The organism is Aminobacter sp. P4_H6_2, assembly GCF_056400805.1.
Genome location: NZ_JBFUKO010000020.1, coordinates 1 through 25,500 on the forward strand (window position 1 = coordinate 1; position 25,500 = coordinate 25,500).

Consider the following 25,500-nt stretch of genomic DNA (forward strand, 5'->3'; position numbering starts at 1 on the left):
CGCGCGATCGCGATGCGCTGGCGCTGGCCGCCCGAAAACATGTGCGGGTAGCGGTTGTAGTGCTTCTCTTCGAGGCCAACCTTCTTCAGCAGCTTCATCGCCCTGTCGCGTCGTTCGTCGGCGGGCGTGTCGGTGTTGATGACCAGCGGCTCGGTCAGGATGTCGCCGATCTTCTGGCGCGGGTTGAGCGAGCCATAGGGATTCTGGAACACGATCTGCACCTTGCGGCGCATCTCCGGCGTCAGATCGCCCTTGGCGATGTCGACCTTGTTGCCTTCGATCAGCAGGTCGCCCGAGGTTGCCGGGTCGATCAGCGTCAGGATGCGGCCGAGCGTGGACTTGCCACAGCCGCTTTCGCCGACGATCGCCAGCGTCTTGCCCTTCTCGACCGTGAAACTCACGCCCTTGACGGCGTGCACGGTCTTGGCCTTCTTCAAAAAGCTGCCGGGCACGTGGTAGTCGCGCACGATGTTGCGCGCTTCGAGAATGACGCTCATCGTGCAGCCCCTTCCAGGTTCTCGTCGTCGACGAAGAGTTCCGAGATCGTCGGCAGGCGGTCGCCCGTCGCATTGTCCGGGAGTGCCGCCAGCAGAGCGCGCGTGTAATTGCTCTTCGGGTTTTCGAACAGCGTCAGCACGTCGGCTTCTTCCATCTTTCGGCCCTTGTACTGCACGACCACTCGATCGGCGGTCTCGGCCACGACACCCATATTGTGGGTGATCATGATCAGGCCCATGCCGTGGTCGGCCTGCAGCTTCATCAGCAGATCGAGGATCTGCTTCTGGATCGTCACGTCGAGCGCGGTCGTCGGCTCGTCGGCGATGAGCAGCTTGGGATTGCAGGCAATCGCGATGGCGATCATCACGCGCTGGCACTGGCCGCCAGACATCTGGTGCGGGTAGGAGCCAAGGCGCTCGGCCGGGTCGGCAATGCCGACAGATTCAAACAGTTCGATCGCGCGCTTGCGGCGGGCGGCCTTGTCGAGCCCCAAATGGACGCGCAGGACTTCTTCGATCTGGAAGCCGACGGTGAAGCACGGGTTGAGGCTCGCCACCGGCTCCTGGAAGATCATGGCGATGTCCTTGCCGATGATCTTGCGCCGTTCGTTGGCGGGCATGGCAAGCAGGTCGCGGCCGTTGAAGGTCAGCTTGTCGGCGGTGACCTTCGCCGTCCAGGGCAAAAGCCCCATCGCCGCCAGCATCGACACCGACTTGCCCGAGCCTGACTCGCCGACGATAGCGAGAACCTCGCGCTCATGGACCTTCATCGACACGCCGTTGACCGCCCGGAAGGGGCCGGAGGCCGTCTCAAATTCGACGACCAGGTTTTCGATTTCAAGAAGTGCCATGTGTCAGGACCTCTTCAGCTTCGGATCGAGCGCATCGCGCAGGCCATCGCCCATCAGGTTGATCGCCAGCACGGTGATAAGGATCGCCACGCCGGGGAGTGTCACCACCCACCACTTGCTCTGGATGAATTCGCGCGCCTCGGCGAGCATGGTGCCCCATTCCGGCGTCGGCGGCTGCGCGCCCATGCCCAGGAAGCCCAGTGCCGCCGCATCGAGAATGGCGCTCGAAAACGACAGCGTTGCCTGGACGATCAGCGGCGCCATGCAGTTCGGCAGGATCGTCTTGAACATCAGGCGGGTATGGCTCGCCCCTGCGACCTTGGCGGCGACGACGTAGTCGCGGGTCTTTTCGCTCATTACGGCTGCGCGCGCCAGGCGCACGAAATGCGGCTGGTACACGAGCGAAATGGCGATCATCGCGTTGACCAGGCCCGGCCCGAGGATGGCAACCAGCACAAGCGCAAGCAGCAGCGAGGGGAATGCCAGGATAATGTCCATCACGCGCATGATGACGGTGTCGACCCAGCCGCGGTAGTAGCCGGCGATGACACCGAAGGTGACGCCGACGGCGAGCGACAGCGTCGTCACGATGACGCCGACAAACAGCGAGAACTGGGTGCCGTAGATCAGGCGCGAAAGCATGTCGCGGCCGACGGCGTCGGTGCCGAGCAGGAAGTCGGCGCGGCCGCCCTCCTGCCAGAACGGCGGAACCAGAACCGCGTCGCKGTATTGCTGGGTCGGATCGTGCGGCGCGATCAGCGGTGCGAAGATCGCCAGCAGCACCAGAAAAATGAAGAACACGAGGCCGATGACGGCGCCACGGTTTTCGGAGAAATAGTACCAGAATTCGGCCAATCGCGCCCGGCGGGACGGATCGGTCGAAATGGCGCTTGTTGCAGCAGCTTGAGACATGACGTCCTCCTAGTGCCGGATGCGCGGATTGATGAGACCGTAGAGCAGGTCCACGGCGAGGTTCACCAGCATGATCACGGCAGCGATCATCAGCAGGCCACCTTGGATGACGGCATAGTCGCGGCGCGACACGGAATCGACCATCCACTTGCCGATGCCCGGCCAGGAGAAGATCGTCTCGGTCAGGATCGCGCCGGCGAGCATCACGCCGACCTGCAGACCGACTGTGGTTACGACCGGGATCATGGCGTTGCGCAGCGCATGGATGCCGACGACACGGAAGGTCGACAGGCCCTTGGCACGCGCCGTGCGGACATAATCCTCCGACAGCACTTCGAGCATCGCCGAACGCGTCTGGCGGGCAATGACGGCGAGCGGGATGGTACCCAAGACGATGGTCGGCAAGATCAGGTGGCTGACGGCCGACTTGAACGCGCCGGCCTGGCCGGACAGCAGCGAGTCGATTAGCATGAAGCCGGTGACGGAGGGGAAATAATACATCAGCGAGATGCGGCCGGAGACGGGCGTCCAGCCGAGCACGCCGGATACCAGCATGATCAGCAGCAGCCCCCACCAGAAGATCGGCATGGAGAAGCCGACAAGTGCGGTTCCCATCATCGCCTGGTCGGTGACCGAGCCGCGCTTGATCGCGGCGATGATGCCGGCGGGGATGCCTAGCAAGAGGGCGAAGATGATGGCGCAGAGCGAAAGCTCGACGGTCGCCGGGAACAGTTCGAAGAACTGGTCGACAACCGGCCTCTTGGTGACGATCGACGTGCCGAAGTCGCCACGGACAACGCCCCAGAGATAGTCGAGGTACTGGATGACGATCGGTCGGTCAAAGCCGAGCTGGGCGGAGATTTCCGCGTGCCGCTCTGGCGACATGACGCGTTCGCCTGACAAAAGGGCGACGGGATCGCCAGGCAGAAGTCGGATGAACGAGAATGCAATGATGGAAACCCCGATGAACGTCGGGATGAGGACGGCGAGCCGCCCCAACAGGAACCGGAGCATGTCAGACCTTTTAAGTGAATGTCCGAAATTTCGGTAAGGGTAGCACAAAATGTGCATTGGGGCGCTTGTGACCCAAGCGCCCCAACCCAAGGTTGGCCTGTTTAGGCAGCCTTACTCGGTGATGTCAACACCGTCGAAGGYGAAGTCGCCAAGCGGGCTCTGGACGAAGCCTTCAACGCCCTTGCGCATCGGGACGATCGACAGCGAGTGGTCGATGGTCGCCCAGGGAGCTTCCTTCTTGAACACAACCTGCGCCTGCTCGTAGAGCTTGGTGCGCTCGGCCAGGTCGGTCGTCTCCTTGGCCTTCTTCACCAGATCGTCGAACTCCTTGTTGCACCACTGCGCGCGGTTGTTGCCGCCCACGGCCGTGCAGCCGAGCAAGGTGTCGAGGAAGTTGTCCGGATCGCCATTGTCGCCGGTCCAGCCGAGCATGACAGCGCCGTCACGATCCTTGGCCTTCGACTTGTCGAGGTACTCAGCCCACTCGTAAGAGACGATCTCGGCCGTGACGCCAACCTTGGCGAAGTCGGACTGGATCAGCTCGGCCGCGCGGCGGGCGTTGAGCATGTAGGGACGCGAAACCGGCATCGCCCACAGCTTCATCTTGAGGTCCTTGACGCCAGCGGCTTCAAGCGCCTTCTTCGATGCTTCCGGATCGTACTTATCGTCTTCGATCGACTTGTTGTACGACCACATCGTCGGCGGGATCGGGTTGGTTGCAGGCGTCGCTGCACCCTGGAACACGGCGTCGACGATGGCCTGCTTGTTGATGGCCTGGTTCAGCGCCTTGCGCACTTCAGCCTTGTCGAACGGAGCCTGGGTGGTGTTGTAGGCCATGTAAGCGACGTTCAGGCCTTCCTGCTCCATCACCTTCAGGTTCGGATCGGTCTTCATCGCAGCGACGTCGGCAGCGTTCGGGAACGGCATCAAGTGGCATTCGCCGGCCTTCAGCTTCTGGTAGCGAACCGATGCGTCAGGAGTGATCGCGAAGACCAGGTCGTCGATCTTCTGCTTGCCGCCCCAGTAATCCGGGTTGGCCTTGTAGCGGATGATGGCGTCCTGCTGGTAGGCAACGAAGCTGAACGGACCGGTGCCGAGCGGCATCTGGTTGAGCTGGTTCATCTTGCCGTCGGCCTGCAGCTTGTCTGCATATTCCTTCGACATGATCGATGCGAAAGGCATCGCGATGTTGGCCAGGAACGGAGCTTCCTTGCGGGTCAAGGTGAACTTGACGGTCAGGTCGTCGACCTTTTCGACCGACTTGATGACTTCCGGGAAGCCCATGCCGGCCGAATATTCCCACGAAGCGCCCGCAACATACTTGTTCCAGGGATTGTCGGCCTTGAGCTGGCGCTCATAGGAGAAGACCACGTCGTCGGCATTGAAGTCACGGCTCGGCGTGAAGAACTCGGTGGTCTGGTACTTGACGCCCGGACGCAGCTTGAAGGTGTACTCCAGGCCGTCGTCGGAAATCGTGTAGCTCTCGGCCAGGCCCGGCTCGGTCTCGGTGGTGCCCTTCTTGAACTCGAGCAGGCGGTTGTAGACGGTGTGCGCAGACGCGTCGAAGGTCGTGCCGGCGGTGTAGAGGCCCGGATCGAAGCCTTCAGGCGAACCTTCCGAGCAGTAGACGAACGTCTTCGCGCTCGCCGCACCGCTCAGGACGGTTGCAGCCAGCAACGCGGCCGCAAAGGTCGTTTTTTTGATCATTGAACACTCCCTATGATTTTGCCCAAGCCCATCCCAGTTCAGGCTCGCAGGCGCGCATATAAGCACCGTTTATTGAGCATTGGAACTCCCCGTCTACCTGCCCTTTGGTAAGCAGAATAATTTACCCACAGATGACTTCGAAATAGTCGAAATTGGTCAGTTCCATTGCGCGCGCCGGAATTTGCACTTCACGTTAGATTCGACCGCGGAAAGTTATATCTTCGCAACGATGGGCAATTCGGGGTGCCCTCACCTGCGCTGCGCGATGTAACTGCGAATCCTGAAATTCGTTCTCCAAGGTGACGTTGGGTGATACTTGCCGTGCACGTCAGCTAGCAATACAAACAACTACAACATGCCCCGACGCGGCACTGTTCTTATGGCGCTGCGACGTAGACGAGGGCGAAAGCCGGCGGACCACCACAGCCGGAAACAAGAACATCGAGGGAGGTTGCATTGGCTAAATCCACCGGCAAAGCAGGCACGGCGCAGACCACCACCAAGAAGGCGGCGACCCRGCCAGCCGACAAGGCAAAATCCGAAACCAAGCCCGCCGTGAAGGCTGAGGCAGCACCCGCCAAGACGGCAAAGCCGAAGACCGCACCGGCCAAGGCAGCACCAGCACCCAAGCCGACGGCAACAGCAGCGGTCGCAAAGTCGGCTGCCAAATCACCCGCCAAGAAGACCGAAACAAAGCCTGCAGCCAAGGCTGCTGCTGTGAAAGTCGAAACTGCAAAGCCAGCGGTCAAAGCCGCCCCGAAACCTGTAGCAACGAAGACCGCCCCCAAGCCTGCCACAGCCAAGGTCGAAGCTGCCAAGGTAAAGCCGTCCACGGCAAGGGCCGAACCATCCAGGCCAGCCCCAGCCAAGGCAAAGCCAGCCGGCGCAAAAACCAATGGCGTGGCCCCGGCAGCGGTGGCTAAAGCCGAGGCCGCCAAGCCCGCAACTGCCAAGCCCGCAAAGGCTGTTCCAGCCAAGACCAATTCAGCAGCCGCGCCCGCGAAATCCGCGCCCGCTGCTAAAGCCGCCGCCCCTGCCAAGGCCGTGGCCGTCAAATCCGACGCAAGGCCGTGGCTGAAGAGCTATCCCGCCAACATGCCGGCCGAGATCGCGCCGCTCGCCCACAACTCCATCGGCGACCTTCTGTCTGCTGCCTGCCACCAATATGCCGGTCGCCCGGCCTTTTCGTGCATGGGCAAGTCGCTGAGCTATGGCGAGCTCGACCGCATGTCGACGGCCTTTGCCGCATGGCTGCAGTCGAAGGGGCTGGCCAAGGGCGCGCGCGTGGCGATCATGATGCCCAACGTGCTGCAATATCCCGTCGCGATGATGGCGATCTTGCGCGCCGGCTACACGGTGGTGAACGTCAACCCGCTCTACACGCCGCGCGAACTCGAGCACCAGCTCAAGGATTCCGGTGCCGAAGCCATCGTCATACTCGAAAACTTCGCCACCACGCTGCAGGCCATCGTTGCCAAGACCCAGGTCAAGCATGTGGTCGTTGCCTCGATGGGCGAGATGCTCGGGCTCAAGGGCCTGCTGGTCAATCTTGTCGTGCGCCGCGTCAAGAAGCTGGTTCCGGCCTGGTCGCTGCCCGGCCACGTCACGTTCCAGGCGGCGCTGAACGAAGGCGCGACCAAGACCTTCAAGCCGGTCGCCGTCAAAGCCGACGACATCGCCTTCCTGCAATATACAGGCGGCACCACCGGCATCTCCAAGGGCGCGATGCTGATCCACGCCAACGTGCTGGCCAATGTCGCCCAGCTCGCATTGTGGGTGGAGGACGCCTACACCGTGCGGCCCAAGCCGCCGCATCTGACCTTCATCTGCGCACTGCCGCTCTATCATATCTTCGCGCTGACGGTGAATGCGCTGATGGGCATGCAGCAGGGCGCGCTCAACGTGCTAATTCCCAATCCGCGCGACATCCCCGGCTTCGTCAAGGAGCTGAAGAAGTTCAAGTTCAACATCTTCCCCGGCCTCAACACGCTGTTCAACGCGCTGACCAACAATGAGGAATTCCGCAAGCTCGACTTCAGCGGGCTGATGCTCAGCCTCGGCGGTGGCATGGCGGTGCAAAGGCCGGTCGCCGAGCGCTGGAAGAAGGCGACGGGCAACCACATCACCGAGGGCTACGGCCTGTCGGAAACTTCGCCGGTGGCRACCGCCAACAAAGCCAGCTCCCCCGATTTCACCGGCACCATCGGCCTGCCCCTGCCCTCGACCTACATCGCCATCCGCGACGAGGACGACAACGACCTGCCGCTCGGCGAGGTCGGCGAGATCTGCATCAAGGGCCCGCAGGTCATGGCCGGCTACTGGAACCGCGCCGACGAGACCGCCAAGGCCATGACCTCGGACGGTTACTTCAAGTCGGGCGACATGGGCTTCATGGACGAGCGCGGCTTCACCAAGATCGTCGACCGCAAGAAGGACATGATCCTGGTCTCGGGCTTCAACGTCTATCCCAACGAACTCGAAGACGTCGTTGCCCAGCATCCCGGCGTGCTCGAGGTCGCGGCCATCGGCGTGCCCGACGAACATTCGGGCGAAGTGCCGAAACTGTTCGTGGTTCGCAAGGACCCCAACCTCACCGTCGAGATGCTGATCGCCTACTGCCGCGAAAACCTCACCGGCTACAAGCGGCCGAAACATATCGAGTTCCGCACCGAGCTGCCGAAGACCAATGTCGGCAAGATCTTGCGGCGCGAGCTGAGGGGCTAAGGCTCCGCCCCATCCTGAACATCCGTCGGCCACCGTGGAGAAATTCTTCACGGTGGCCGATTTGTTTGTGGCGGGCATTTGATAGGCGATGCAATTATTGCGTCCGGCAAGATCGGCGAAAAGGACCAGGGCCACCTTTACCTGATCATCGCCATTTGCGAGATTGGGCATGCTGAATATATGCAAACGTACATCTTTTCTGGACTCACTCACGAGGAGTTGGATGATGCGTCTCGGTYCAATCGAGTATTCACTTGTCATCCTCACAGCCTTGGCCACTGCGCCAGTGGGCGCGCAAGAGCAGAACCCCTACGGCTGGCTTGGTACCGAAACGCTGAAAAGTCGCTCCGGCGACTTCGAGTTTAGGGGTGGCTACCCCGCTGGTGATACGGCTGAACGTCTCCTTGACCTGCGAATGCTCAATCAGGCGACGGAGGTCTACCTCACCCAGTTGATGCCGGTAAGCGAGATTGGCTTGCGGGAAGGTTTGCGTGCCTTCGGAGCGAAAAAGCCCAATCAGGTCGTGGTCTGGGAAGACCTGATGGATGCGAAGACAGTACTGCTCACCGCGAACACCGAGACCGTCTATGCGCTCAGCCATCTCGACCTGAAGGCGGACGGACCGACCGTCGTCGAAGCCCCACCGAAGATGCTCGGCTTTCTGCAGGACGGTTTGCAGCGATACATTTCCGAATGTCGGCCCGTTGGGTCCTGACAAGGGCCAAGGCGGAAAGTTCCTCGTTCTGCCCCCTGGCTACGCTGGCGAAGCGCCGAAGGGATACTTCGTGGCGAAGTCGCCGACCTACTCAGTCACCCTTGGGCTTCGCGGCTTCCAGGTCGACGGCAAAACCGATGAGGCCGTCGCGCTGATGAAGCAGATCAAGGTCTACCCGCTTGCCGGCGCCGCGTCGCCACCGGCGATGGAGTTCCTGAACGGCTCGGGCAAGGACATCAACACAGTCTTTCCGGACAATTTCCACTTTTTCGAGCTCTTGGCCCAGCTTGTCGACGAAGAGCCCGTCGAAAGTTTCGGCCCGCTTGAACGCTCGATGATGCAGGCAATCGGCATCGAGAAGGGCAAGCCGTTCCAGCCAGACGAGAAAACGAAGTCGATCCTGTCTGAAGCGGCGCAACTTGGCGGGGCCATGGCTCGCGCCAACACCTTCGCGTCCCCTGATCCCCGCGTGTTCTATTATGATGACCGCAAGTGGGAGGCCGTCCCGGAARGAATGACATACACCTTCAGCAAGGAAGGCGCGCCACAGATCGATGCACGGAACTTCGTCTACTACATGGCCGCAGGTAACTCTCCGGCCATGATGGCGAAGAATGTCGGTCAGGGATCGCAGTATCTGTGGACATACCGAGACAGCAAAGGGGATTTTCTGGATGGCGCAAAGACATACAAGTTGCACATCCTGCCCGACATCCCCGCCAAGAATTTTTGGTCGGTTGTCGTCTACGATGCGTTGAGTCGGTCCGAACTGAAGAACGATCAACCTCTTCCGTCAGTCAGCAGCTACAAATCGCCGATCGTCAATGCAGACGGCTCTATCGACATCCATTTCGGCCCCGACAAACCCCAACAGCAGGCGAACTGGATACAGACCGTTCCCGGAAAGGGATGGTTCCCGATCTTCCGCTTCTATGGCCCGACGGAACCCTATTTCGACAAGACTTGGAAACTGGAAGACATTGAAGCCGTAAACTGAATGGCTGCCTGGGCATTCAACTGCCTAAAGCAGCCCTCGAACTCGCGTCCAAGATCAGAACTGGACGGCCTCGTCCGGCGACGTCATCTCCTGCGTGCCACGATGTAGGGACGGGCCTCGTTGGCCTTGGTTGCGTGGACCTCGGTGGCACTCGGCTCCGAACATCCGTTCCGACCTTGTATTGGCGTGGAAAATCATCCGTTGGCCGAAACTTGTTCCGCTTGCCCCTGCAACGATGCAACTTTGGGCGCGGTCGCATCTCGCTGTGGAAAGGTGTACTCTCCAAGTTACCGACAAAGCGCCGACTGACTACGCAATGTAGAGCACTACTATCTGGAAGAGGCGCCCCGATCAGAGCAATCCTTGGCAATTGTGGCCGCCGGGCCGTCTGCCAAAAGTGGAGCATGCCGATGTGGGTCCTGATGTATGTCTTTTCCTTTTCAATCAGTCCGGCTGCTACAAATGACAGGTCGGAATGGAGGCTCCTTCCAACCGTTGTGTTCCAGGAGTTTACCAATGAAGAGCGATGCAAGGCAGCCAAGACGAAACTTGAGGCCAGCCTGAAGGAAGCGGGAGACAGGCTGAGAAGTGGCCTGGAAGACCTGAAGAGCATCGGCAAAGCCGGTCCGGAGCAGATCATCGTCGCCTTCACCGTGGAATGCCTTCCGAAATAGGCCCATCCCTCCGACTTCGCTTTCAGCGCTTTCAAGCTCTTCACCTGATCGCAGGCCAACGATAACGGCCACTTCCGCAACGCTGCTGCCTCCGCCTTTCGATTGCCTTGTCAGCAAGTCTGTCAGCAATCCGCGTGGATAGACTGCCCGTGTTTTTCCACGCCTCTCAAACCTGCCGTATCCTTGTCCTCGCGTTCTTCCACGGGACCCCGGTGCGCACCGGGCATCGGGGGGAAGCGCCGGTGCCGGGCTGGCGGGAGGTCGGATCTCCTGCTGGGTGATGAGCCCCCAAGCCCGGGCCTTGCGGCGGCTGGCGGCGCGAAAGCGTTGAGGCGACTGAGCGGGGCAAGAACACCGAGCGGGGCGCAAGGTTCGCGCCAAACAATTACTATCGGAAGGCTCGGCCTCGCGCCCCGCTTCCCGAACTTTTTCCTAGCAATGGCCAGACCGGAAACGGGGCGTGGCGGCGGACAAGCTTGGTCTCTTCGGCAGGCGGATGAGGGGCAGCGCAAACAGTGAAAGACTTGGCTCCGCCCCTCACCCGGCCCTTCGGGCCACCCTCTCCCCGTAAACGGGGCGAGCGAAATCCCCCTACGCTCCTCCCACCTTCTCGCCGAAGGTCGAGAAAAACTGCCCGGCGAGCTTCTTCGAGGTCGAGGTGATCAGGCGGCTGCCGAGCTGGGCGATCTTGCCGCCGACATCGGCCTTGGCCTCGTATTTGAGGATCGTCGCTTCGGGCCCGTCCTCGGTCAGCGTGACGTCGGCGCCGCCCTTGGCGAAGCCGGCGATGCCGCCCTTGCCTTCGCCTGCTATGGTGTAGGAGTGCGGCGGGTTGAGGTTTTTCAGCGTCACTTCGCCGGTAAAGGTCGCCTTGATCGGACCGATCTTGAGCACCACCTTGGCGGCCATCTCGGTCGGCGAACTCATCTCCAGGCTCTCGCAGCCGGGAATGCTCTCTTTCAGGATTTCGGGATCGTTGAGCGCCTTCCACACCACGTCGATGGGGGCGGCGATCTTTTCTTCGCCTTCGATCACCAAAGCCATGCGCAATCCTCCCGAATGCCGATCCTTGAGGGGTAACGCAGCGTCCAGCGATTGTCCATCACGCCGGCAGCGGTCAGCCCTTGTGGCCGATCGGGATGATCTCGGGTGCGTCTGGTGCATAGGGCGCGCCCTGCCAGCTGCCGAGCCAGCGGTCGGCGACAAGCCCGGCATCGGCCATCATCGCAGCAAGCGGCGCCTTCTCGCCAAAGGCGATGCGCGACTGGGCATGGAACTGCCGCCCGGTGGCCGGCACGCGGTAAAACGTGTCGTAGGTGACGATACCCGTCGCCTCGTCCTGGACGGCGTCGTTCCAGGCCTCGACCGCGCCGAAGGTTGGGTGCTCGACAGTGCGTTGCGAGTCAGCAGGGCCCCATTCCAGCCAGGCCTTCGCCGCGGGATTGCGGGTATCGAAGATGAAACGGCCGCCCGGCGCGAGATGGGCGGCAATGGTATCGAGTGCTGCCCGCTGGTCCTCGGCCGTCAGGAACACCTGGAAGGCGTGGCCGGTCAAAAGCACAAGATCGAAGTTCTTGCCGAGACGCAGCGAACGGGCATCGCCCTCGACCCATTCGACATTGTCGCCGCCGGGGCGCTTGCGGGCGATATCGAGCATGGCGGCAGCTGGATCGGCGCCAGTAACAGAGCGACCGGAAGACAACGCCACTGTCAGCGCACCGGTGCCACAGCCGAGATCGAGTACGGTCTTCGCCTCGCCGGCGAAACGGAGGATGAAATCGACGTCGCCGCCGCCTTCGTTCTCAAGGTCGTAGAACTGCACAAGCTCGGGGTCGATGTAGAGGCGGTCGTCGATCAAGGCACGGGCTCTCATGTCATTGGCGGCGCTTTCATAACATCGCGGCGCCGCAAGGACAGCCCCGCTCATGAGACCAGCGAGCGCTTTCGAAGCCAGCCCGATCACATGCCCCCACGCGCCACGCCTTCGTCGCCCTTGCAGCGATTCAGTCCTTGCCATAACGATGCAGGTCCGGATTTCGGGAGGAATTTATGGCCGGCACCAAGACGACGAAGAAGCTCCGTTCGCAGGAGTGGTTCGACAATCCCGAAAATCCCGGCATGACCGCGCTGTATCTCGAGCGCTACCTGAATTTCGGCCTGACGCGCGAAGAGCTGCAATCGGGCAAGCCGCTGATCGGCATCGCCCAGACCGGCTCCGACCTGTCGCCGTGCAACCGCCACCACATCGAACTGGCCAAGCGCGTGCGCGAAGGCATCATCGCCGCCGGCGGGGTGCCGTTCGAATTTCCCTGCCACCCGATCCAGGAAACCGGCAAGCGCCCGACCGCCTCGCTCGATCGCAACCTCGCTTATCTCAGCCTCGTCGAGGTGCTCTACGGCTACCCGCTCGACGGCGTGGTGCTGACCATCGGCTGCGACAAGACCACGCCAGCACTTTTGATGGCGGCGGCCACCGTCAACATCCCGGCGATTGCCCTGTCGGTCGGGCCGATGCTCAATGGCTGGCACAAGGGCGAGCGCACAGGCTCGGGCACCATCGTGTGGAAGTCGCGCGAAAAGCTGTYGGCCGGCGAGATCGACTACGACCAGTTCATGGACATCGTCGCCTCTTCGGCGCCCTCTGTCGGCTATTGCAACACCATGGGCACGGCAACGACGATGAACAGCCTGGCCGAGGCGCTGGGCATGCAACTGCCCGGCTCGGCGGCGATCCCCGCACCTTATCGCGAGCGCGGCCAGATCTCGTACGAAACAGGCAAGCGCATCGTCGACATGGTGCGCGAGGATCTGAAGCCGTCCGACATCATGACACGCGAAGCCTTCGAGAACGCCATCGTCGTCAACTCGGCGATCGGCGGGTCGACCAACGCGCCGATCCATCTCAACGCCATTGCGCGCCATCTCGGCGTGCCGCTCGACAATGACGACTGGCAGAAGATCGGCCACCATGTGCCGCTGCTGGTCAACCTCCAGCCCGCCGGCGAATACCTCGGCGAGGACTATCACCATGCCGGCGGCGTGCCGGCGGTCGTTGCCGAACTGATGAAGGCCGGCCTGTTGCCGCATCCCGATGCTGCCACCGTCAACGGCAAGACCATGGGCGAGAATTGCGGCGTGGCCGAAAACCACGATGAAAAGGTCATCCGTGCGGTCGCCGATCCGCTCAAGAAGGACGCCGGCTTCATCAACCTGAAGGGCAATTTGTTCGACAGCGCGATCATGAAGACCAGCGTGATCTCGAAGGAGTTCCGCGACCGCTACCTGTCGAACCCGCGCGACCCCGAGGCCTTCGAAGGCACGGCCAAAGTGTTCGACGGGCCGGAGGATTATCACGCCCGCATCGACGATCCGGCCGAGAACATCGACGAGAATACTGTGCTGTTCATGCGCGGTGCCGGCCCCGTCGGCTATCCCGGCGGCGCCGAGGTGGTCAACATGCAGCCGCCCGCCTATCTGCTCAAGCGCGGCATCCACTCGCTGCCCTGCATCGGCGATGGCCGCCAATCGGGCACGTCAGGTTCGCCGTCGATCCTCAACGCCTCGCCGGAAGCGGCGGTCGGCGGTGGCTTGGCGCTGCTGAAGTCGGGCGACCGCGTGCGCATCGACCTGAAGAAAGGCACCGCCGACATTCTGGTCACCGACGACGAGATCACCCGCCGCCGCGCCGAGTTGCAGAACAATGGCGGCTATCATTTCCCGGCGCACCAGACGCCGTGGCAGGAGATCCAGCGCGGCATGGTCGACCAGTTGTCGGAGGGCATGGTGCTGAAGCCGGCGGTGAAGTACCAGCGCGTCGCCCAGACCAAGGGCATCCCGCGCGATAATCACTAAGGATCGCCGCGCGGGATTTTGGTGAGTTCAGCCTCGATATCTGCTGCTTGCTTTAGAATTGCCATCGCAGATGGGTTGAGACCAAATCTCGGCCAGGATGGTGCGTCGATGGTTTTCGGCGCGTTCGCCGTAATGCTGAAAATGTTGCGCGGCAATTGCCGTCCCAGCGCCAAGGCCCAGAGCCACGGCAATCGCCGCAGCCCGTCGCGATGCTGAATGCCAACCCGACGCCGCCTTCAGCAAGCGGCGCCAAGCTGCAATCACGGCGATGATCAGCGCTCCAATGGCGCAGCACATCGGTGCATCACCTCGCTCAGGCGTGCTTGCCGCAACTGCAATCGGCCGGATGGTAGCGGCCGGTGCGCTCGACCATGCCACCCTTGCCGTACATATCGTGGGGCCGCATCCAACTTGTCAGGTCGTGGGAAGGCCCGGCTTCGTTGCGGCCTTTGGGCATGACATCGAGAATACCGTAGGCACCGAGATACATTTCGCTGCCGCGACCGAAGTTCGCATAGGTCAGAAATATCTGGCCGTCTTCGTCCTTGTAGAAGACGCTGTCACCGGACAGATCCTCGATTTCGAAATCGAGCGGCGCGAAGTTGTATACCGCCTTCTTCGCCGCAAATTGCGCAGGCGTATAGGAGACATTGAAGTCGTAGTTGAAGTCGCTGCCAAAGGAAGAGACGAAGCGCGCCTGCCAGCCCATGCGTGCCTTGAGCGCCTCGACCTCGGCAATCGGCGCGCGCGCCACGGCGACGTAGCTGACGTCGTGGTTGTCGAGGTGGACGATCACGCTGTCGGCGTTGTCGAGTTCGAACGAGCAGCCGACGCAATGGTGCTGTTGGCCCGGGCCCATCATGAAATGCTTGATGAACAACTGGCTGCGGCCGCCGAAGAGGTCGGACAGCGAAAGCCTGCCCTCTGGACCCTCGAAATAGTACTGCTTGTCGATCTTCACCCAGGGCAGTTGGCGCCGCTCGGCGCTCAACTGATCGCGCGCCCTGGTCATTGCTTTTTCCTTGGCCAGCAGGGCTACGCGCGCGGCCAGCCATTCGTCTCGTGACACGATTTCATGCTGCATCATGCTCTCCATCGTTGGACTTTTTCGCCGGCAGCACCATTGCGGCCGGCTCGCTGCAATGACTGGGCCGGCGCTCACATGTGGGCCGTCTGAGCCGGCGGCCCGTCCCAGGCGTCGTTGCGGCCGTCCTCATAGGTGATCGGCACAGCGGCGAGTTCTTCAGGTGCAACGTCATCGAGACAGGCGACGTTGATGGCGACGAAATCACCGCCCATCGGCTCAAAACTGGCCGTCGCGAAGGGATGGACACCGCAGCGGCTGCAGAAGGTGTGACGGATGGCCCGCTCGCCGAAGCGGTATTCGGTCAGTATCTCGGCGCCCTCCGTCACGCGAAAGTCCCACGGACGGGCAAAGGCCTTCCAAAACCGTGTCTTGGCGCACCACGAGCAGTTGCAGCGAAAGCTGGAGGTCCACCAGATGCCGTCGAGCTCGGGCTTGGAGCGCTGGCCCGATGGCGCAAGATCAAGCTGGCATTCGAAATGCACAGCCCCGCAGTGGCAACTGCCGCGATAGGTCTTCAACATCGTCTTCTCCAAGGCATGGCGCATCGATCCGAAAAGCGACTGAGATCTTCGGCAAGCGCTGGTTTGAATATGCAAGTCGGCGGGCGCGCCCGCGGAGCGCGCTGTTTTCAGATCACCGGGCGGCCAGCGAGAGCGTCGGAGAGGCGATCAAGGCATTCGCCCCAGCCACCCATGTGCGAGTCGCGGGTTTCGACGTCGAGGAACGGTTCCTGCCGGAAGGTCAGCCGCGTGCCCGTGCCTTCGGCAGCAAGCGTCACCGTCACCAGCGTTTCCCAGGCCGGGTCGTAATCCCAAGCGAAGGTGAAGACGATCTTTTCACCCTGAACGACCTCGCGGAACGTGCCAGACATGCCGGATGACATGCTGTCATCCTCGCCGTTTGGGCCGTGGATAAGCAGGTGGTAGCGCCCGCCCTTGCGGAATTCGAGCTTCTTGACGGAAGAGGTAAAGCCCTTCGGACCCCACCAGCGGGTCAGATGTTCGGGGCTTGACCACATCCTGAAGACAAGCGCTGGCGGAGCGTCGAAAACGCGCGAGAACTCAAGCGAAAGCGGTTGGGCGGCGACGGTGTCAGTTCTTGCGGTCATCGGGTCCTCCCTTGGGTTGAGCAGTCTGCAATTCCTTGAGGTAGTCGGCCATACGGTCGAAGCTGGCATCCCAGAAGCGGCGGTAGTGCTCGACCCAGTTGGCAATGTCCTTGAGCGGGCCTGCCTCCAGCCGGCACGGCCGCCACTGCGCCTCGCGGCCGCGACTGATCAGGCCGGCGCGCTCCAGCACTTTCAGGTGACGCGAGATCGCCGGCAGGCTCATGGCGAATGGTTCGGCGAGTTCGTTGACGGTTGCCTCGCCAAGCGCCAGGCGGGCGAGAATGGCGCGTCGCGTCGGATCGGCGAGCGAGGAGAAGGTGGCGCTGAGGCGATCGTCGGTCATTTATTTAGCAATCACGTTAATTAACATATCGGTTAATTACTGCCGAAGAGGTTCACTGTCAAGCGCAGCCTGCTCTGATTGCCTCACGCGCCCGCCCTTATGGAATAGACATCGGCCCCGCGCGTTCTCCCGCCATCACGCAGGAGAAAAAGATGTTTCCATTTTCGCCGAAGCCGCCCTCGATCCGCTTTTTGTGCCGCCCAGAGGATGACGGCGTCATCCCGCCGCCCGTGCCGGCCAAGACCTTCCTGCCCGACTGGTTCCGCAAGTTGCCGGCGGTCGACCCGGCCAAGCTTTCGACAGGAGACAGTGGCCTCACCATCAAGCGCTGCATGCCGTTTCTCGATGCCATGACAGCAGGCTGGATCATCAGGCTCGCGGCCACGGTGCGCATGGAAATCTCTGACGGTGGCAAGACGGTAGATACCGCCTGGGATTTCGACCGAACGCTGGTCAGCAATCACGGCGCGCATCAGGTCGCAGGCAATCCGCGCCAGCCTGCGCCGCCGTGCAAGTTCCACAACTACTGGAGCGTGCGCACGCCACCCGGGTGGAGCTGCCTGTTCGTGCAGCCGCTGAACCGGCCAAACGGCATCTTCGAACTGGTCTCGGGCGTGGTCGATACCGACACCTATACTGCCGAAATCCACTTTCCGTTCTTTGCGACAGGCGCCGACGGCTTGCACATCATCGAAAAAGGCGCGCCGCTAGTGCAGGTCATCCCCTTCGAGCGCAAAGCGCTTGAACTGACCGCCGATATACGCGCCGAGCGCAAGGATGAAGAGCAGGACCGCCGTCGCGTCCTCCGCAACACCATCGCGTCCGATGGCTGGTATCGCAAGATCGCGCGGGCACCACGTTAAGATGCAGGCCTTGCACCAAACGCAAAGGGCCGGTGGAATTTCCACCGGCCCTTCTGATTGATGATGCCGTGTCCGCGATCAATCGTCGTCGGAAGAGGAATTCGACGAACTGTTCGAACTCGAGTTCGATGAGGAATTCGAACTGGAATTGGACGACGAGTTGGAGCTCGAATTGGACGAACTGTTGGAGCTCGAGTTGTTCGACGAGTTCGAGGAACGGTTGGAACTCGAATTGTCCGAAGAATTGGACGAGCGGTTGCTGCTTGAATTCGACCAACCACTACGGTCGCTCGAATTCTTGCCGCCTGAAACGACCGACTTGAAGAATTTCGAAACATCATTGTCCGCCATCGCAGGTGTCTGCGTAGCAGGTGCTGCGACCAGCAGCGCGCCAAGCACGGCGATGATCTTTTTCATCTGTCATCTCCTTTTCGACAATCTTGGTGATTGCCTGGGAGGAACGGGAGACATTTTGGTCTATTCCATCGATGGGAGAAAAATCGGCTGGCAAAGGCAAAGGCGCGCAGCTTCACTCATGCAACCTCGTGATGTAGGTTGCGACAGCAACAGAGGGGCAATGGCCATGCGTAATCGCATCGCATCCTGGCTGAGTGCATTCATCCTGGTTCCGATATTGCTGACAAACKCGGCACTGGCAGCGACGCTTGATATCCAGACATCGGCCGAGCCGGCGACACTCGACCCGCAGAAATTGACCGGCGACTGGCCGGACCTGATCATCGGCGATCTGTTTGAAGGGCTGGTCACGGAGGATGCCTCCGGCACTCCGGTGGCGGGCCAAGCGGAATCCTGGAAAGTGTCGTCGGACGGTTTGACCTATACGTTCAAGCTGCGCGACGGGCTGAAATGGAGCGACGGCGAAGCGCTGGAGGCGAGCGACTTTCTGCTTGGGTTGCGCCGCGTGCTCGACCCCAAGACCAAGGCCGATTTCGCTTTCATCCAGTTCCCCATCAAGAACGCGGAGGCCTTCAATGGCGGGAGGATAACCGACCCGGCAGTGCTCGGCGTGGCTGCACCCGATGCCAAGACACTCGAAATCAAGCTCGAACGGCCGATGCCCTATTTCCTGCAGGCGCTGGTGCAGGCGAGTGCCTATCCAGTGCCGCAGCACATCATCGAGAAGTTCGGCGATGACTGGGCCAAGCCGGAACATCTGGTGAGCAATGGCGCCTTCAAACTCGCCGAATGGAAGTCTGGGAAGACGCTGCGCGCGGTCAAGAACGACAGATATCGCGAGGCTGGCGAGGTCGAGCTCGACGAGGTCGTTTATCATTTCATCGACGACGAAGGCGCGACGCTTGCGGCGTACAAGGCCGGCAACATCGATATCGCCACGCAGTTCCCTGCCGCGCAAATGGATGAACTGCAGTCGAGCCGGCCAGGCGAGGCGCGCATCGTGCCTGCGCTCGGCATCTGGTATTACGTGCTCAACCTGAAGACACGGCCCTTCAACGATCCACGGGTGCGGCGCGCATTGTCGATGGTGATCGACCGCGAGCAAATCGGCACAGTTCTGGAGACCGGACAGCTCGCCGCCTATGGGATGGTACCGCTCGGCGTGCCGGGTTTTGGGGACACGCCCTACATGCCCGACTGGAGCGCAAAGACGCTCGAGCAGCGCGTCGCCGAGGCGACAACGCTGATGCAATCCGCCGGCTATGGACCCGGCAAGCCGCTCAAATTCCAACTGCGCACGTCCAACCTGCCCCTGCAGATCAAGACCAGCGAGGCGGTCGCAAAGGCATGGAAGGAGATCGGCGCGGAGGTGGAGTTTGTCAGGGAGGAAATCCCCGAACATCAAGACGCGCTCAAAAAGGGCGATTTCACTGCCGGCAGCGCGCGCTGGATCCTCGACTATGCGGACGCAAGCGACTCACTCGCGCTGATGAAAACCGGCCACCCGAACAATTATGCGGGCTATTCGAATCCTGGCTTCGACATTCTGCTCAACAAGGCGGCGACCGAACAGGATGCGGCGGAGCGCCTCCTGCTGCTGCGGGTCGCGGAAGAGATGGCACTGGACGAAACGGCGGTGATTCCGCTGACCTGGGCCGTATCGAAAAACCTGGTGTCGCCGAAAGCTGTCGGCTTCGAAGACAATGTCCGTGACGTGCACCGGTCGCGCTGGCTGTCGCTCAAGGAGTGACAGTCAGCGCTGCTGGATCGTCATCCATGCTCGCGCAGTTGGCCTTTGAATTCCGTTTCCAAACCGCCTAGGTGATGAGGAAACGGTCAGGGACATCATGACGAGACGACGCTCTTCCCTTGGATTTCTCGGCATGTTCGGCCGCTCGGGCGATCTGCGCGAGTTGGACGCGGCCTTGCGCGGCGTCGACCTGCATCCCGCGCTGGTGCCGGAAGGCGTGAAGCTCACCATCGTCAATCTGATGAAGGATCATTGGCCAGACGACCCGCCTTCACATGCCTACCCGCCGGTGGCGCAACTGTTTGGCTATTGCATCGCCGGGCCGGAAGCATTCGAGCGGGCCAATGGCCGCGACTACATGGAGGAAGCCGAGCAACGGATCGAGGCAGCGCTGGAAGCAGGCGACGGCTTCGACGCGGAGATCGTGCTGCTTGCACTCCACGCCAAGCTGATCAATCCCGATGTCGTCGAGCGTTTCGGGCTGAGCACCGACTAGCGGCGATCTGCCCTACCCGCCCATGCCACCGCGTGGCAACTTGATCAGCTCGCCAAAGCGGGCGCGCAGCCTGTCGTCGGTGGCTTTTGGAATGTGGCGCGGAAAACGTTCGGCCAGGATTCGTTTCTTCTCCGCGATCGCCTTGCCCAGCAGGTCGGGCTTGCCCTTTTCGATCCACTCCTTAGGCGAGAAACGATCGGCGACAGCGGGGTAAAAGTACTCGGTCTGCATCAGCCTGAGCGTCTGCTCGTTGCCGAGATAATGGCCGGGCCCGTTGAGGCAGACTTCCGAGATTGTGTCGATCGACAGTGCCGCGTCGGTGACCTCGATGCCGCGCACGCAACGCAGGCATTGGCCCAGCATGTCGTTGTCGATGATCAGGCTTTCCAGGCAAAAACCGAGCAGCGAGGCATGCATGCCGGCGGACTCATAGACCAGATTGAGGCCGGAAAGGCCGGCCATGACGTTGGTGATGCCCTTTTCGTAGCCGGACTGGATGTCGGGCAGCTTGGAGTCGGCCATGCCTGCGGCCGAGCCGCCGGGCAGATCGTAGAACTGGGCCATCTGGGCGCAGGCCGCCGTCAGCAACGCCTGCTCGGCCGAGCCACCCGACATGGCGCCGGTGCGCAGGTCGGAGACGAACGGCCAGGTGCCGAAGATCGCGGGGTGGCCGGGCTTCAGCGCGTTGACATAGACGAGACCGGCAAGCACCTCGGCGACCGCCTGGACCACCGCACCTGCAATCGCCGCAGGCGCGGTTGCGCCAGCCTGGCCGGCGGAGAGCAGCAGGATCGGGATGCCGCCATCGACGCAGGCTTCGAGCACGCCACAGGCATCCTCGGCGAATTTCATCGGCGGCACGACGAAACAGTTGGAATTGGAGACGAACGGCCGTGCTCGGAAGTTCTCCTCGCCGCCAGCGATCTCATAAAGCATCTCAAGAGCCGGGGCGACGTTCTCGCGCACTGTGAAGCTGGTGCCGACATGCTTGGAGGTGCCGGAGACACAAGCGTAGAGGGTATTGAAATCCATATCGAGCGGATCGGGAATGTCGCGCGGCACCATCGGGCGCTGGAAGAAATGGATGTTGTCGAGCCCCTCGACGATGCGGGCGGCATCGTAGATGTCCTGCAGCAGGCTTTCGCGATATTCGCGCTTTTCGACGTCGACAAGATGCACGGCTGCACCGGCGGTGCCGTAATGCACGCGCTTACCCTGGATCAGCATGTCGTGTTTGGGGTCCTGGCCGCAGAGCGTGAAATTGCGGGCAGCGTTGTTGATGGTGGCGAGCACGAGTGCGCGCGGAAAGCGAATGCGGCCGTCGTCGCTGTAGGTTGCGCCGACCCGGGTCAGCGCTTCGATACAACTTGGGATGGCGTTGGCGAAGCCGACCGTCTCGAGCAGAGTCAGCACCGCTTCGTGGATGCGTTCGAGATCGTTTGGCGCCAATGCCYGGAAGCGGCCACCTTCGAGGCCGGCGCGGATGGGGCGGATGTCGTCGGCAAGTGGTGCTGCGCGCATCGCCCGCCTGGCCTCCCTGCCGCCGGATCGGCGCGAGCGTTGCTCTGCCGACAGGTCATGGCTTTCGATGGCATGCGACATGCAGGTCCTCCGAACTCTGTGAGGCTGGCCCGCAGTGATTATGCCACCGTCGTGTCGCCTCGTTCCCTTTGCGCGACTATGCCGTGTCCATTGGCCCAGACTATGGGCCAGCGGATTCCGCCGGATATGCCAGAACGCTGATATAAGCCGGCGGCGCGGAGGAGCCGCCGGCAAAGGGCATTATGCAGCCGCGGGGCGGCGTCCGGCGGCGGTCGCCAGCTCGCGGATTCCGGGCTCGATGTGCTGAAGCGCAATCGAGGAAATGCCCAGACGCATGAAGCGCGTAGGCTTGTCGGAATGCTCGAAGAAGCGCTCGCCCGGCTCGATGATGACGCTGCGCGCAGCGGCAGCCGCCGCAAGCCCGCGCGAGTCGGTGCCGCGTGGCCCTTCGAGCCACAAGGACGTGCCGCCGGCGGAGTCGGTCGACTGCCAGTCTGGCAGGAAAGCCGAAAGCGCCTGGACCAACCGCTTGCGCCTCTCGGTGAAGGCGGTCGACAAGCGACGCACCAGCGCCTCGTGGTGACCGAGCGAAAGGAACAGGGCGACCGCGCGCTGGTTGTTGGCCGGCGGGTGGCGCAGCATAAAGCGGCGCAACGCCCGCAGTTCGGCAATGAGATCCGCCGAGGCGACGATGTAACCGAGGCGCAGGCCAGGCGCGAGCGTCTTCGACATCGAACCGACATAGACGACACGGCCGGAGCGATCGAGGCTCTTCAGCGCCTGCTGCGGCGCCTCATCGAGCAACTGGCTGTCGTAACCGTCCTCGATGATGATCTGGTTGTTACGCATGGCACGGGCGAGAAGGTCCTGCCGGCGCTCGGCGCTGAGTGGCACCATTGTCGGGCACTGGTGGCTCGGCGTGACGAAGACAAAGCCGGCATCCGACGGTATCGCCGATGTGACGATGCCCGAATGATCGACCGGAACCGGCTCGATATCGGCGCCAGCCAGGCGGAAGATCGAACGCGCATCGGGATAGCCCGGATCTTCCATCGCGACCTTGGAGCCCTTGGTCATCAACAGCGTGGCGAGCATGTAAAGCGCGTTCTGTGCGCCAAGGGTAACGATAATCTCGTCGGGATTGGCGAAGATGCCGCGGCGCGGCAGCAGGCGCGCCTGGATCTGCTCGATCAGAAGCGGATCGTCGCGGTCGACCATGTCGGCCGCCCAATTGCGGATTTCGAGCACGGCCAGCGCCATGCGGTTGCACTCGCGCCATTCGGCGGTCGGAAACAGCGTCGGGTCGAACTGGCCGTAGACGAAGGGGTAGGACGACTTGATCCAGTTCTCGAGCTTGGCCGGGGGCGGCATGTCGGAGGCAGCGATCTGGCGGCGCGCCTTCCAATCGATCTCGTTGGCCTGGTCGGGGCTCTTCTGCTGCGGCTTGGCCGGCGTTGCCAGCACTTCGGGATTGACGAAATGGCCCCGGCGCTCGCGCGCCACGAGGAAGCCCTGATCGACAAGCTGCTGGAAGGCCAGCACCACGGTGCCGCGCGCAACGCCGAGCTTTTCAGCAAGGATGCGGCACGAGGGCAGCGGCATCGAAGCCGCGATCTGGCGATCGAGAATGGCGGCGACGATCGCCTGCCTGATCTGGGCCTGAAGCGTCTGACCTGATTCTGCCGAAATCCGGAACAAGCCTGACCAGATCGCCGTGTCGTTTCGCTGTGGCATAGAACTCTTCCCGCATGTCCAGTCTTTTTAGCTTTGCTGGACCATAGAAAGCTATCCTTGGCACAAGCGGTTGCACCAATCAATTTTTCTAATCCTATAGATTTATGCCAGTGAACCTTTCCAGCGACGGTTGCAGAGCAAGGCAATTGAACCGATTGAAATTTGGAACGATAGTCCGCCGCGACGCCTTCATTGAGTCACAAGGTCTGCTAGGATGACGCAAGCAGCTCACACTCCCGGAGTTCCCAGGTGATCGATCAAGCCTTTCATGCCGCGCTGACCGCGCTTCGCAACCATCATCAGGACGCGCCGAAGAATTTGCGGGCGGCATTTGCCTCCGACCCGAAGCGGTTCCAGCATTTTTCGGCGACTGATGGTGACTTGTTGCTCGACTGGTCCAAATGCGCCGTGGATGCCACCACCATGGCGCTGCTCGAAAAACTGGCGCAGACGGTCGACCTCGCGGGCAAGCGCGCCGCGATGTTTGCGGGTGCGCGCATCAACGTCACCGAGGATCGCGCCGTGCTGCATACGGCACTGCGCAACCCTGTGGGCAAGCCGGTCATGCTCGACGGCCACGACGTGACGGTGGACGTGCATGCCGTGCTCGACGCCATGGCGGCATTCGCCGACGATGTCCGCTCGGGCAAGGCCGCGGGTGCAACCGGCAAGAAAATCACCGACATCGTCAATATCGGCATCGGCGGCTCCGACCTCGGACCGGCCATGGCGACGCTGGCGCTCGCGCCTTATCACGACGGGCCGCGCGCGCATTTCGTCTCCAACATCGACGGCGCCCATATCCACGATACGCTGAAGGACCTCGACGCAGGGACCACGCTGTTCATCATCGCGTCCAAGACCTTCACCACCGTAGAGACCATGACCAATGCCGCCACCGCGCGGCGCTGGGTCGAAGAGAAGCTGGGTGCGAAGGCGGTGGGCAGCCATTTCGCAGCGGTGTCGACCGCCCTCGACAAGGTCGCAGCCTTCGGCATCGAGCCCACCCGCGTCTTCGGCTTCTGGGACTGGGTCGGCGGCCGTTATTCCCTGTGGTCGGCGATCGGCCTGCCGATCATGATTGCCATTGGCCCGAAAAATTTCCGCGACTTCCTCGCCGGTGCGCATGCCATGGACCAGCATTTCGCCACGGCACCACTGCTCAAGAACATCCCCGTGCTGATGGGGCTGGTCGGTTTCTGGCATCGTGCGGTGTGCAACTACCCGGCGCGTGCCGTCATACCTTACGACCAGCGCCTGTCGCGGCTGCCGGCGTATCTGCAGCAGCTCGATATGGAGTCGAACGGCAAGAGTGTAACGCTCGCCGGCGGTGGCGTGGTGACGCCGACCGGACCGCTGGTCTGGGGCGAACCCGGCACCAACGGCCAGCACGCCTTCTTCCAGCTGCTGCACCAGGGCACCGATTTCATCCCGGTCGAGTTCCTGGCGGCCGCTGAGGGCCATAAGCCCGACCTTCAGGAGCATCATGATCTGCTGCTCGCCAACTGCCTGGCGCAGTCGGAAGCGCTGATGAAGGGCCGCACGCTTGAGGAAGCACGACGGCAGATGCTGACCAAGGGCATCAAATCAGAAGAAGTCGACAAGATCGCGCCGCACCGCGTCTTCTCGGGCAACCGCCCGTCGGTGACCCTTCTCTACCGCAAGCTCGACCCGCATATGCTCGGCCGGCTGATCGCGCTTTACGAACACCGGGTGTTCGTCGAAGCGCAGCTGTTCGGCATCAACGCCTTCGACCAATGGGGCGTGGAACTCGGCAAGGAACTGGCAACCGGGCTGTTGCCTGTCGTGGAGGGGCGAGAAAATGCCGCGCGTCACGACTCCTCGACAGCCGGCCTCGTGGAGCATATCCACCGGCTTAGAGAACGGGAGTAGTCATATTGCGGGGCATCAAGGGCATACTTTTCGACAAGGACGGAACCCTTGTCGATTTCCAGGCGACGTGGTTCGCTATCGGCGAAATGATGGCGCTGAAAGCAGCCGACGGCGACAAGGCGCGGGCCAACGCGCTGATGGAATCAGCCGGCTACGATTTTGAAGCGCATGGCTTCCGCGCCGATTCGGTGTTTGCCGCCGGCACCAACGCCGATATCGTGGCGCTGTGGTATCCCCAGGCCGGCAACGACGAACGGGCAGCACTGGTCAAGGTTTTCGATCAGGTGTCAGCTGAACAGGGCTCGGCCAAGGCAGTGCCCCTGC

Annotated in this window: 24 protein-coding genes and 1 pseudogene; 10 read left to right on the forward strand and 15 right to left on the reverse strand. The window is 62.0% G+C overall.

Translation table 11 applies throughout. The features are described from left to right. The 5 genes from AC1DUU_RS03230 to AC1DUU_RS03250 form a co-directional block, all read right to left on the reverse strand. Positions 1-497: ATP-binding cassette domain-containing protein (locus AC1DUU_RS03230; protein WP_476781971.1), on the reverse strand; the 497-nt coding region annotated here is incomplete at its 3' end. Next, on the reverse strand, positions 494-1,348 hold the full coding sequence (locus tag AC1DUU_RS03235; protein ID WP_476781972.1) for an ABC transporter ATP-binding protein: 855 nt from the start codon (positions 1,346-1,348) through the stop codon (positions 494-496). The genes AC1DUU_RS03230 and AC1DUU_RS03235, both read right to left, overlap by 4 nt. 3 nt (positions 1,349-1,351) lie before the next feature. Beyond that, the gene (locus AC1DUU_RS03240; RefSeq protein ID WP_476781973.1) at positions 1,352-2,260 is read right to left on the reverse strand and encodes an ABC transporter permease subunit; all 909 of its coding nucleotides are present in this window, start codon (positions 2,258-2,260) and stop codon (positions 1,352-1,354) included. A 9-nt stretch (positions 2,261-2,269) separates the two neighbouring features. After that, entirely contained in the window at positions 2,270-3,274 is a 1,005-nt protein-coding gene (locus AC1DUU_RS03245; RefSeq protein ID WP_476781974.1) for an ABC transporter permease subunit, read from the reverse strand. A gap of 111 nt (positions 3,275-3,385) precedes the next feature. Beyond that, positions 3,386-4,981 carry an ABC transporter substrate-binding protein gene (locus AC1DUU_RS03250; protein WP_476781975.1) on the reverse strand — a complete coding sequence of 532 codons (1,596 nt, stop codon included), beginning with the start codon at positions 4,979-4,981 and terminating at the stop codon, positions 3,386-3,388. 456 nt (positions 4,982-5,437) lie between these two features. On the opposite strand from AC1DUU_RS03250, the gene AC1DUU_RS03255 reads away from it, so the two are divergent. The 4 genes and pseudogenes from AC1DUU_RS03255 to AC1DUU_RS03270 all read left to right on the forward strand — a co-directional run bounded on the left by AC1DUU_RS03255 (position 5,438) and on the right by AC1DUU_RS03270 (position 10,091). After that, complete coding sequence (locus AC1DUU_RS03255) at positions 5,438-7,705, forward strand: long-chain-fatty-acid--CoA ligase (protein ID WP_476781976.1); 2,268 nt, start codon at positions 5,438-5,440, stop codon at positions 7,703-7,705. 541 nt (positions 7,706-8,246) lie between these two features. Further along, a pseudogene (locus tag AC1DUU_RS03260) lies at positions 8,247-8,538 on the forward strand (DUF1254 domain-containing protein); the annotation flags it as partial. A 36-nt stretch (positions 8,539-8,574) separates the two neighbouring features. Further along, the gene (locus AC1DUU_RS03265; protein WP_476781993.1) at positions 8,575-9,417 is read left to right on the forward strand and encodes a DUF1214 domain-containing protein; all 843 of its coding nucleotides are present in this window, start codon (positions 8,575-8,577) and stop codon (positions 9,415-9,417) included. A gap of 410 nt (positions 9,418-9,827) precedes the next feature. Continuing rightward, a complete protein-coding gene (locus AC1DUU_RS03270; RefSeq protein WP_476781977.1) occupies positions 9,828-10,091 on the forward strand; it encodes a hypothetical protein in 264 nt (87 codons plus the stop codon). Between the two features lie 591 nt (positions 10,092-10,682). Here AC1DUU_RS03270 and AC1DUU_RS03275 read toward each other — a convergent pair. Continuing rightward, the gene (locus tag AC1DUU_RS03275) at positions 10,683-11,135 is read right to left on the reverse strand and encodes an SRPBCC family protein (RefSeq protein WP_476781978.1); all 453 of its coding nucleotides are present in this window, start codon (positions 11,133-11,135) and stop codon (positions 10,683-10,685) included. A 73-nt stretch (positions 11,136-11,208) separates the two neighbouring features. After that, positions 11,209-11,964, reverse strand: a complete 756-nt coding sequence (locus AC1DUU_RS03280) for a class I SAM-dependent methyltransferase (RefSeq protein ID WP_476781979.1) — start codon at positions 11,962-11,964, stop codon at positions 11,209-11,211. 176 nt (positions 11,965-12,140) lie between these two features. Between AC1DUU_RS03280 and AC1DUU_RS03285 the strand changes: the two genes are divergently transcribed. Continuing rightward, entirely contained in the window at positions 12,141-13,943 is a 1,803-nt protein-coding gene (locus AC1DUU_RS03285) for an IlvD/Edd family dehydratase (RefSeq protein WP_476781980.1), read from the forward strand. Here AC1DUU_RS03285 and AC1DUU_RS03290 read toward each other — a convergent pair. The 5 genes from AC1DUU_RS03290 to AC1DUU_RS03310 all read right to left on the reverse strand — a co-directional run bounded on the left by AC1DUU_RS03290 (position 13,940) and on the right by AC1DUU_RS03310 (position 16,481). After that, positions 13,940-14,116, reverse strand: coding sequence for a hypothetical protein (locus AC1DUU_RS03290; protein WP_476781981.1), 177 nt, complete (start codon positions 14,114-14,116; stop codon positions 13,940-13,942). The genes AC1DUU_RS03285 and AC1DUU_RS03290 overlap by 4 nt on opposite strands. Before the next feature lie 140 nt (positions 14,117-14,256). Continuing rightward, positions 14,257-15,039 carry a DUF899 domain-containing protein gene (locus tag AC1DUU_RS03295; RefSeq protein WP_476781982.1) on the reverse strand — a complete coding sequence of 261 codons (783 nt, stop codon included), beginning with the start codon at positions 15,037-15,039 and terminating at the stop codon, positions 14,257-14,259. Between the two features lie 62 nt (positions 15,040-15,101). Further along, positions 15,102-15,551, reverse strand: a complete 450-nt coding sequence (locus AC1DUU_RS03300) for a GFA family protein (RefSeq protein WP_476781983.1) — start codon at positions 15,549-15,551, stop codon at positions 15,102-15,104. A gap of 107 nt (positions 15,552-15,658) precedes the next feature. Further along, positions 15,659-16,138: an SRPBCC domain-containing protein gene (locus AC1DUU_RS03305; protein ID WP_476781984.1), complete on the reverse strand. Its 480-nt coding sequence runs from the start codon at positions 16,136-16,138 to the stop codon at positions 15,659-15,661. Continuing rightward, entirely contained in the window at positions 16,122-16,481 is a 360-nt protein-coding gene (locus AC1DUU_RS03310) for an ArsR/SmtB family transcription factor (protein WP_476781985.1), read from the reverse strand. Before AC1DUU_RS03310 ends, AC1DUU_RS03305 begins: the two co-directional genes overlap by 17 nt. Before the next feature lie 152 nt (positions 16,482-16,633). Here AC1DUU_RS03310 and AC1DUU_RS03315 point away from each other — a divergent pair, with 152 nt between their 5' ends. Further along, positions 16,634-17,344, forward strand: a complete 711-nt coding sequence (locus AC1DUU_RS03315; protein ID WP_476781986.1) for a DUF6065 family protein — start codon at positions 16,634-16,636, stop codon at positions 17,342-17,344. A 78-nt stretch (positions 17,345-17,422) separates the two neighbouring features. Here AC1DUU_RS03315 and AC1DUU_RS03320 read toward each other — a convergent pair whose 3' ends face one another. Then, entirely contained in the window at positions 17,423-17,761 is a 339-nt protein-coding gene (locus AC1DUU_RS03320) for a hypothetical protein (protein WP_476781987.1), read from the reverse strand. 166 nt (positions 17,762-17,927) lie between these two features. Between AC1DUU_RS03320 and AC1DUU_RS03325 the strand changes: the two genes are divergently transcribed. Then, positions 17,928-19,511: a peptide ABC transporter substrate-binding protein gene (locus AC1DUU_RS03325; protein ID WP_476781988.1), complete on the forward strand. Its 1,584-nt coding sequence runs from the start codon at positions 17,928-17,930 to the stop codon at positions 19,509-19,511. A 97-nt stretch (positions 19,512-19,608) separates the two neighbouring features. Continuing rightward, a complete protein-coding gene (locus AC1DUU_RS03330) occupies positions 19,609-20,007 on the forward strand; it encodes a hypothetical protein (RefSeq protein ID WP_476781989.1) in 399 nt (132 codons plus the stop codon). 12 nt (positions 20,008-20,019) lie between these two features. On the opposite strand, the gene AC1DUU_RS03335 is transcribed toward AC1DUU_RS03330, so the two are convergent. After that, positions 20,020-21,609, reverse strand: a complete 1,590-nt coding sequence (locus AC1DUU_RS03335) for a trimethylamine methyltransferase family protein (RefSeq protein ID WP_476781990.1) — start codon at positions 21,607-21,609, stop codon at positions 20,020-20,022. 180 nt (positions 21,610-21,789) lie between these two features. Further along, positions 21,790-23,283 (reverse strand): MocR-like pyridoxine biosynthesis transcription factor PdxR, encoded by a 1,494-nt coding sequence (pdxR, locus tag AC1DUU_RS03340; protein WP_476781991.1) that lies wholly within the window; start codon positions 23,281-23,283, stop codon positions 21,790-21,792. 252 nt (positions 23,284-23,535) lie between these two features. Here pdxR and pgi point away from each other — a divergent pair, with 252 nt between their 5' ends. After that, positions 23,536-25,176: a glucose-6-phosphate isomerase gene (gene pgi / locus AC1DUU_RS03345; RefSeq protein WP_476781994.1), complete on the forward strand. Its 1,641-nt coding sequence runs from the start codon at positions 23,536-23,538 to the stop codon at positions 25,174-25,176. A gap of 5 nt (positions 25,177-25,181) precedes the next feature. Further along, the coding region (locus AC1DUU_RS03350) for an HAD family hydrolase (protein WP_476781992.1) at positions 25,182-25,500 on the forward strand (319 nt) is incomplete at its 3' end.

Bases quoted from the DNA above. Each gene is read 5' to 3' on its own strand.
- AC1DUU_RS03235 (WP_476781972.1), bottom strand. From the start codon at position 1,348: ATGGCACTTCTTGAAATCGAAAACCTGGTCGTCGAATTTGAGACGGCC.
- AC1DUU_RS03300 (WP_476781983.1), bottom strand. From the start codon at position 15,551: ATGTTGAAGACCTATCGCGGCAGTTGCCACTGCGGGGCTGTGCATTTC.
- AC1DUU_RS03275 (WP_476781978.1), bottom strand. From the start codon at position 11,135: ATGGCTTTGGTGATCGAAGGCGAAGAAAAGATCGCCGCCCCCATCGAC.
- AC1DUU_RS03320 (WP_476781987.1), bottom strand. From the start codon at position 17,761: ATGAAAAAGATCATCGCCGTGCTTGGCGCGCTGCTGGTCGCAGCACCT.
- AC1DUU_RS03295 (WP_476781982.1), bottom strand. From the start codon at position 15,039: ATGGAGAGCATGATGCAGCATGAAATCGTGTCACGAGACGAATGGCTG.
- AC1DUU_RS03245 (WP_476781974.1), bottom strand. From the start codon at position 3,274: ATGCTCCGGTTCCTGTTGGGGCGGCTCGCCGTCCTCATCCCGACGTTC.
- AC1DUU_RS03330 (WP_476781989.1), top strand. From the start codon at position 19,609: ATGACGAGACGACGCTCTTCCCTTGGATTTCTCGGCATGTTCGGCCGC.
- AC1DUU_RS03315 (WP_476781986.1), top strand. From the start codon at position 16,634: ATGTTTCCATTTTCGCCGAAGCCGCCCTCGATCCGCTTTTTGTGCCGC.
- AC1DUU_RS03270 (WP_476781977.1), top strand. From the start codon at position 9,828: ATGTGGGTCCTGATGTATGTCTTTTCCTTTTCAATCAGTCCGGCTGCT.
- pdxR (WP_476781991.1), bottom strand. From the start codon at position 23,283: ATGCCACAGCGAAACGACACGGCGATCTGGTCAGGCTTGTTCCGGATT.
- AC1DUU_RS03305 (WP_476781984.1), bottom strand. From the start codon at position 16,138: ATGACCGCAAGAACTGACACCGTCGCCGCCCAACCGCTTTCGCTTGAG.
- AC1DUU_RS03310 (WP_476781985.1), bottom strand. From the start codon at position 16,481: ATGACCGACGATCGCCTCAGCGCCACCTTCTCCTCGCTCGCCGATCCG.
- AC1DUU_RS03280 (WP_476781979.1), bottom strand. From the start codon at position 11,964: ATGAGAGCCCGTGCCTTGATCGACGACCGCCTCTACATCGACCCCGAG.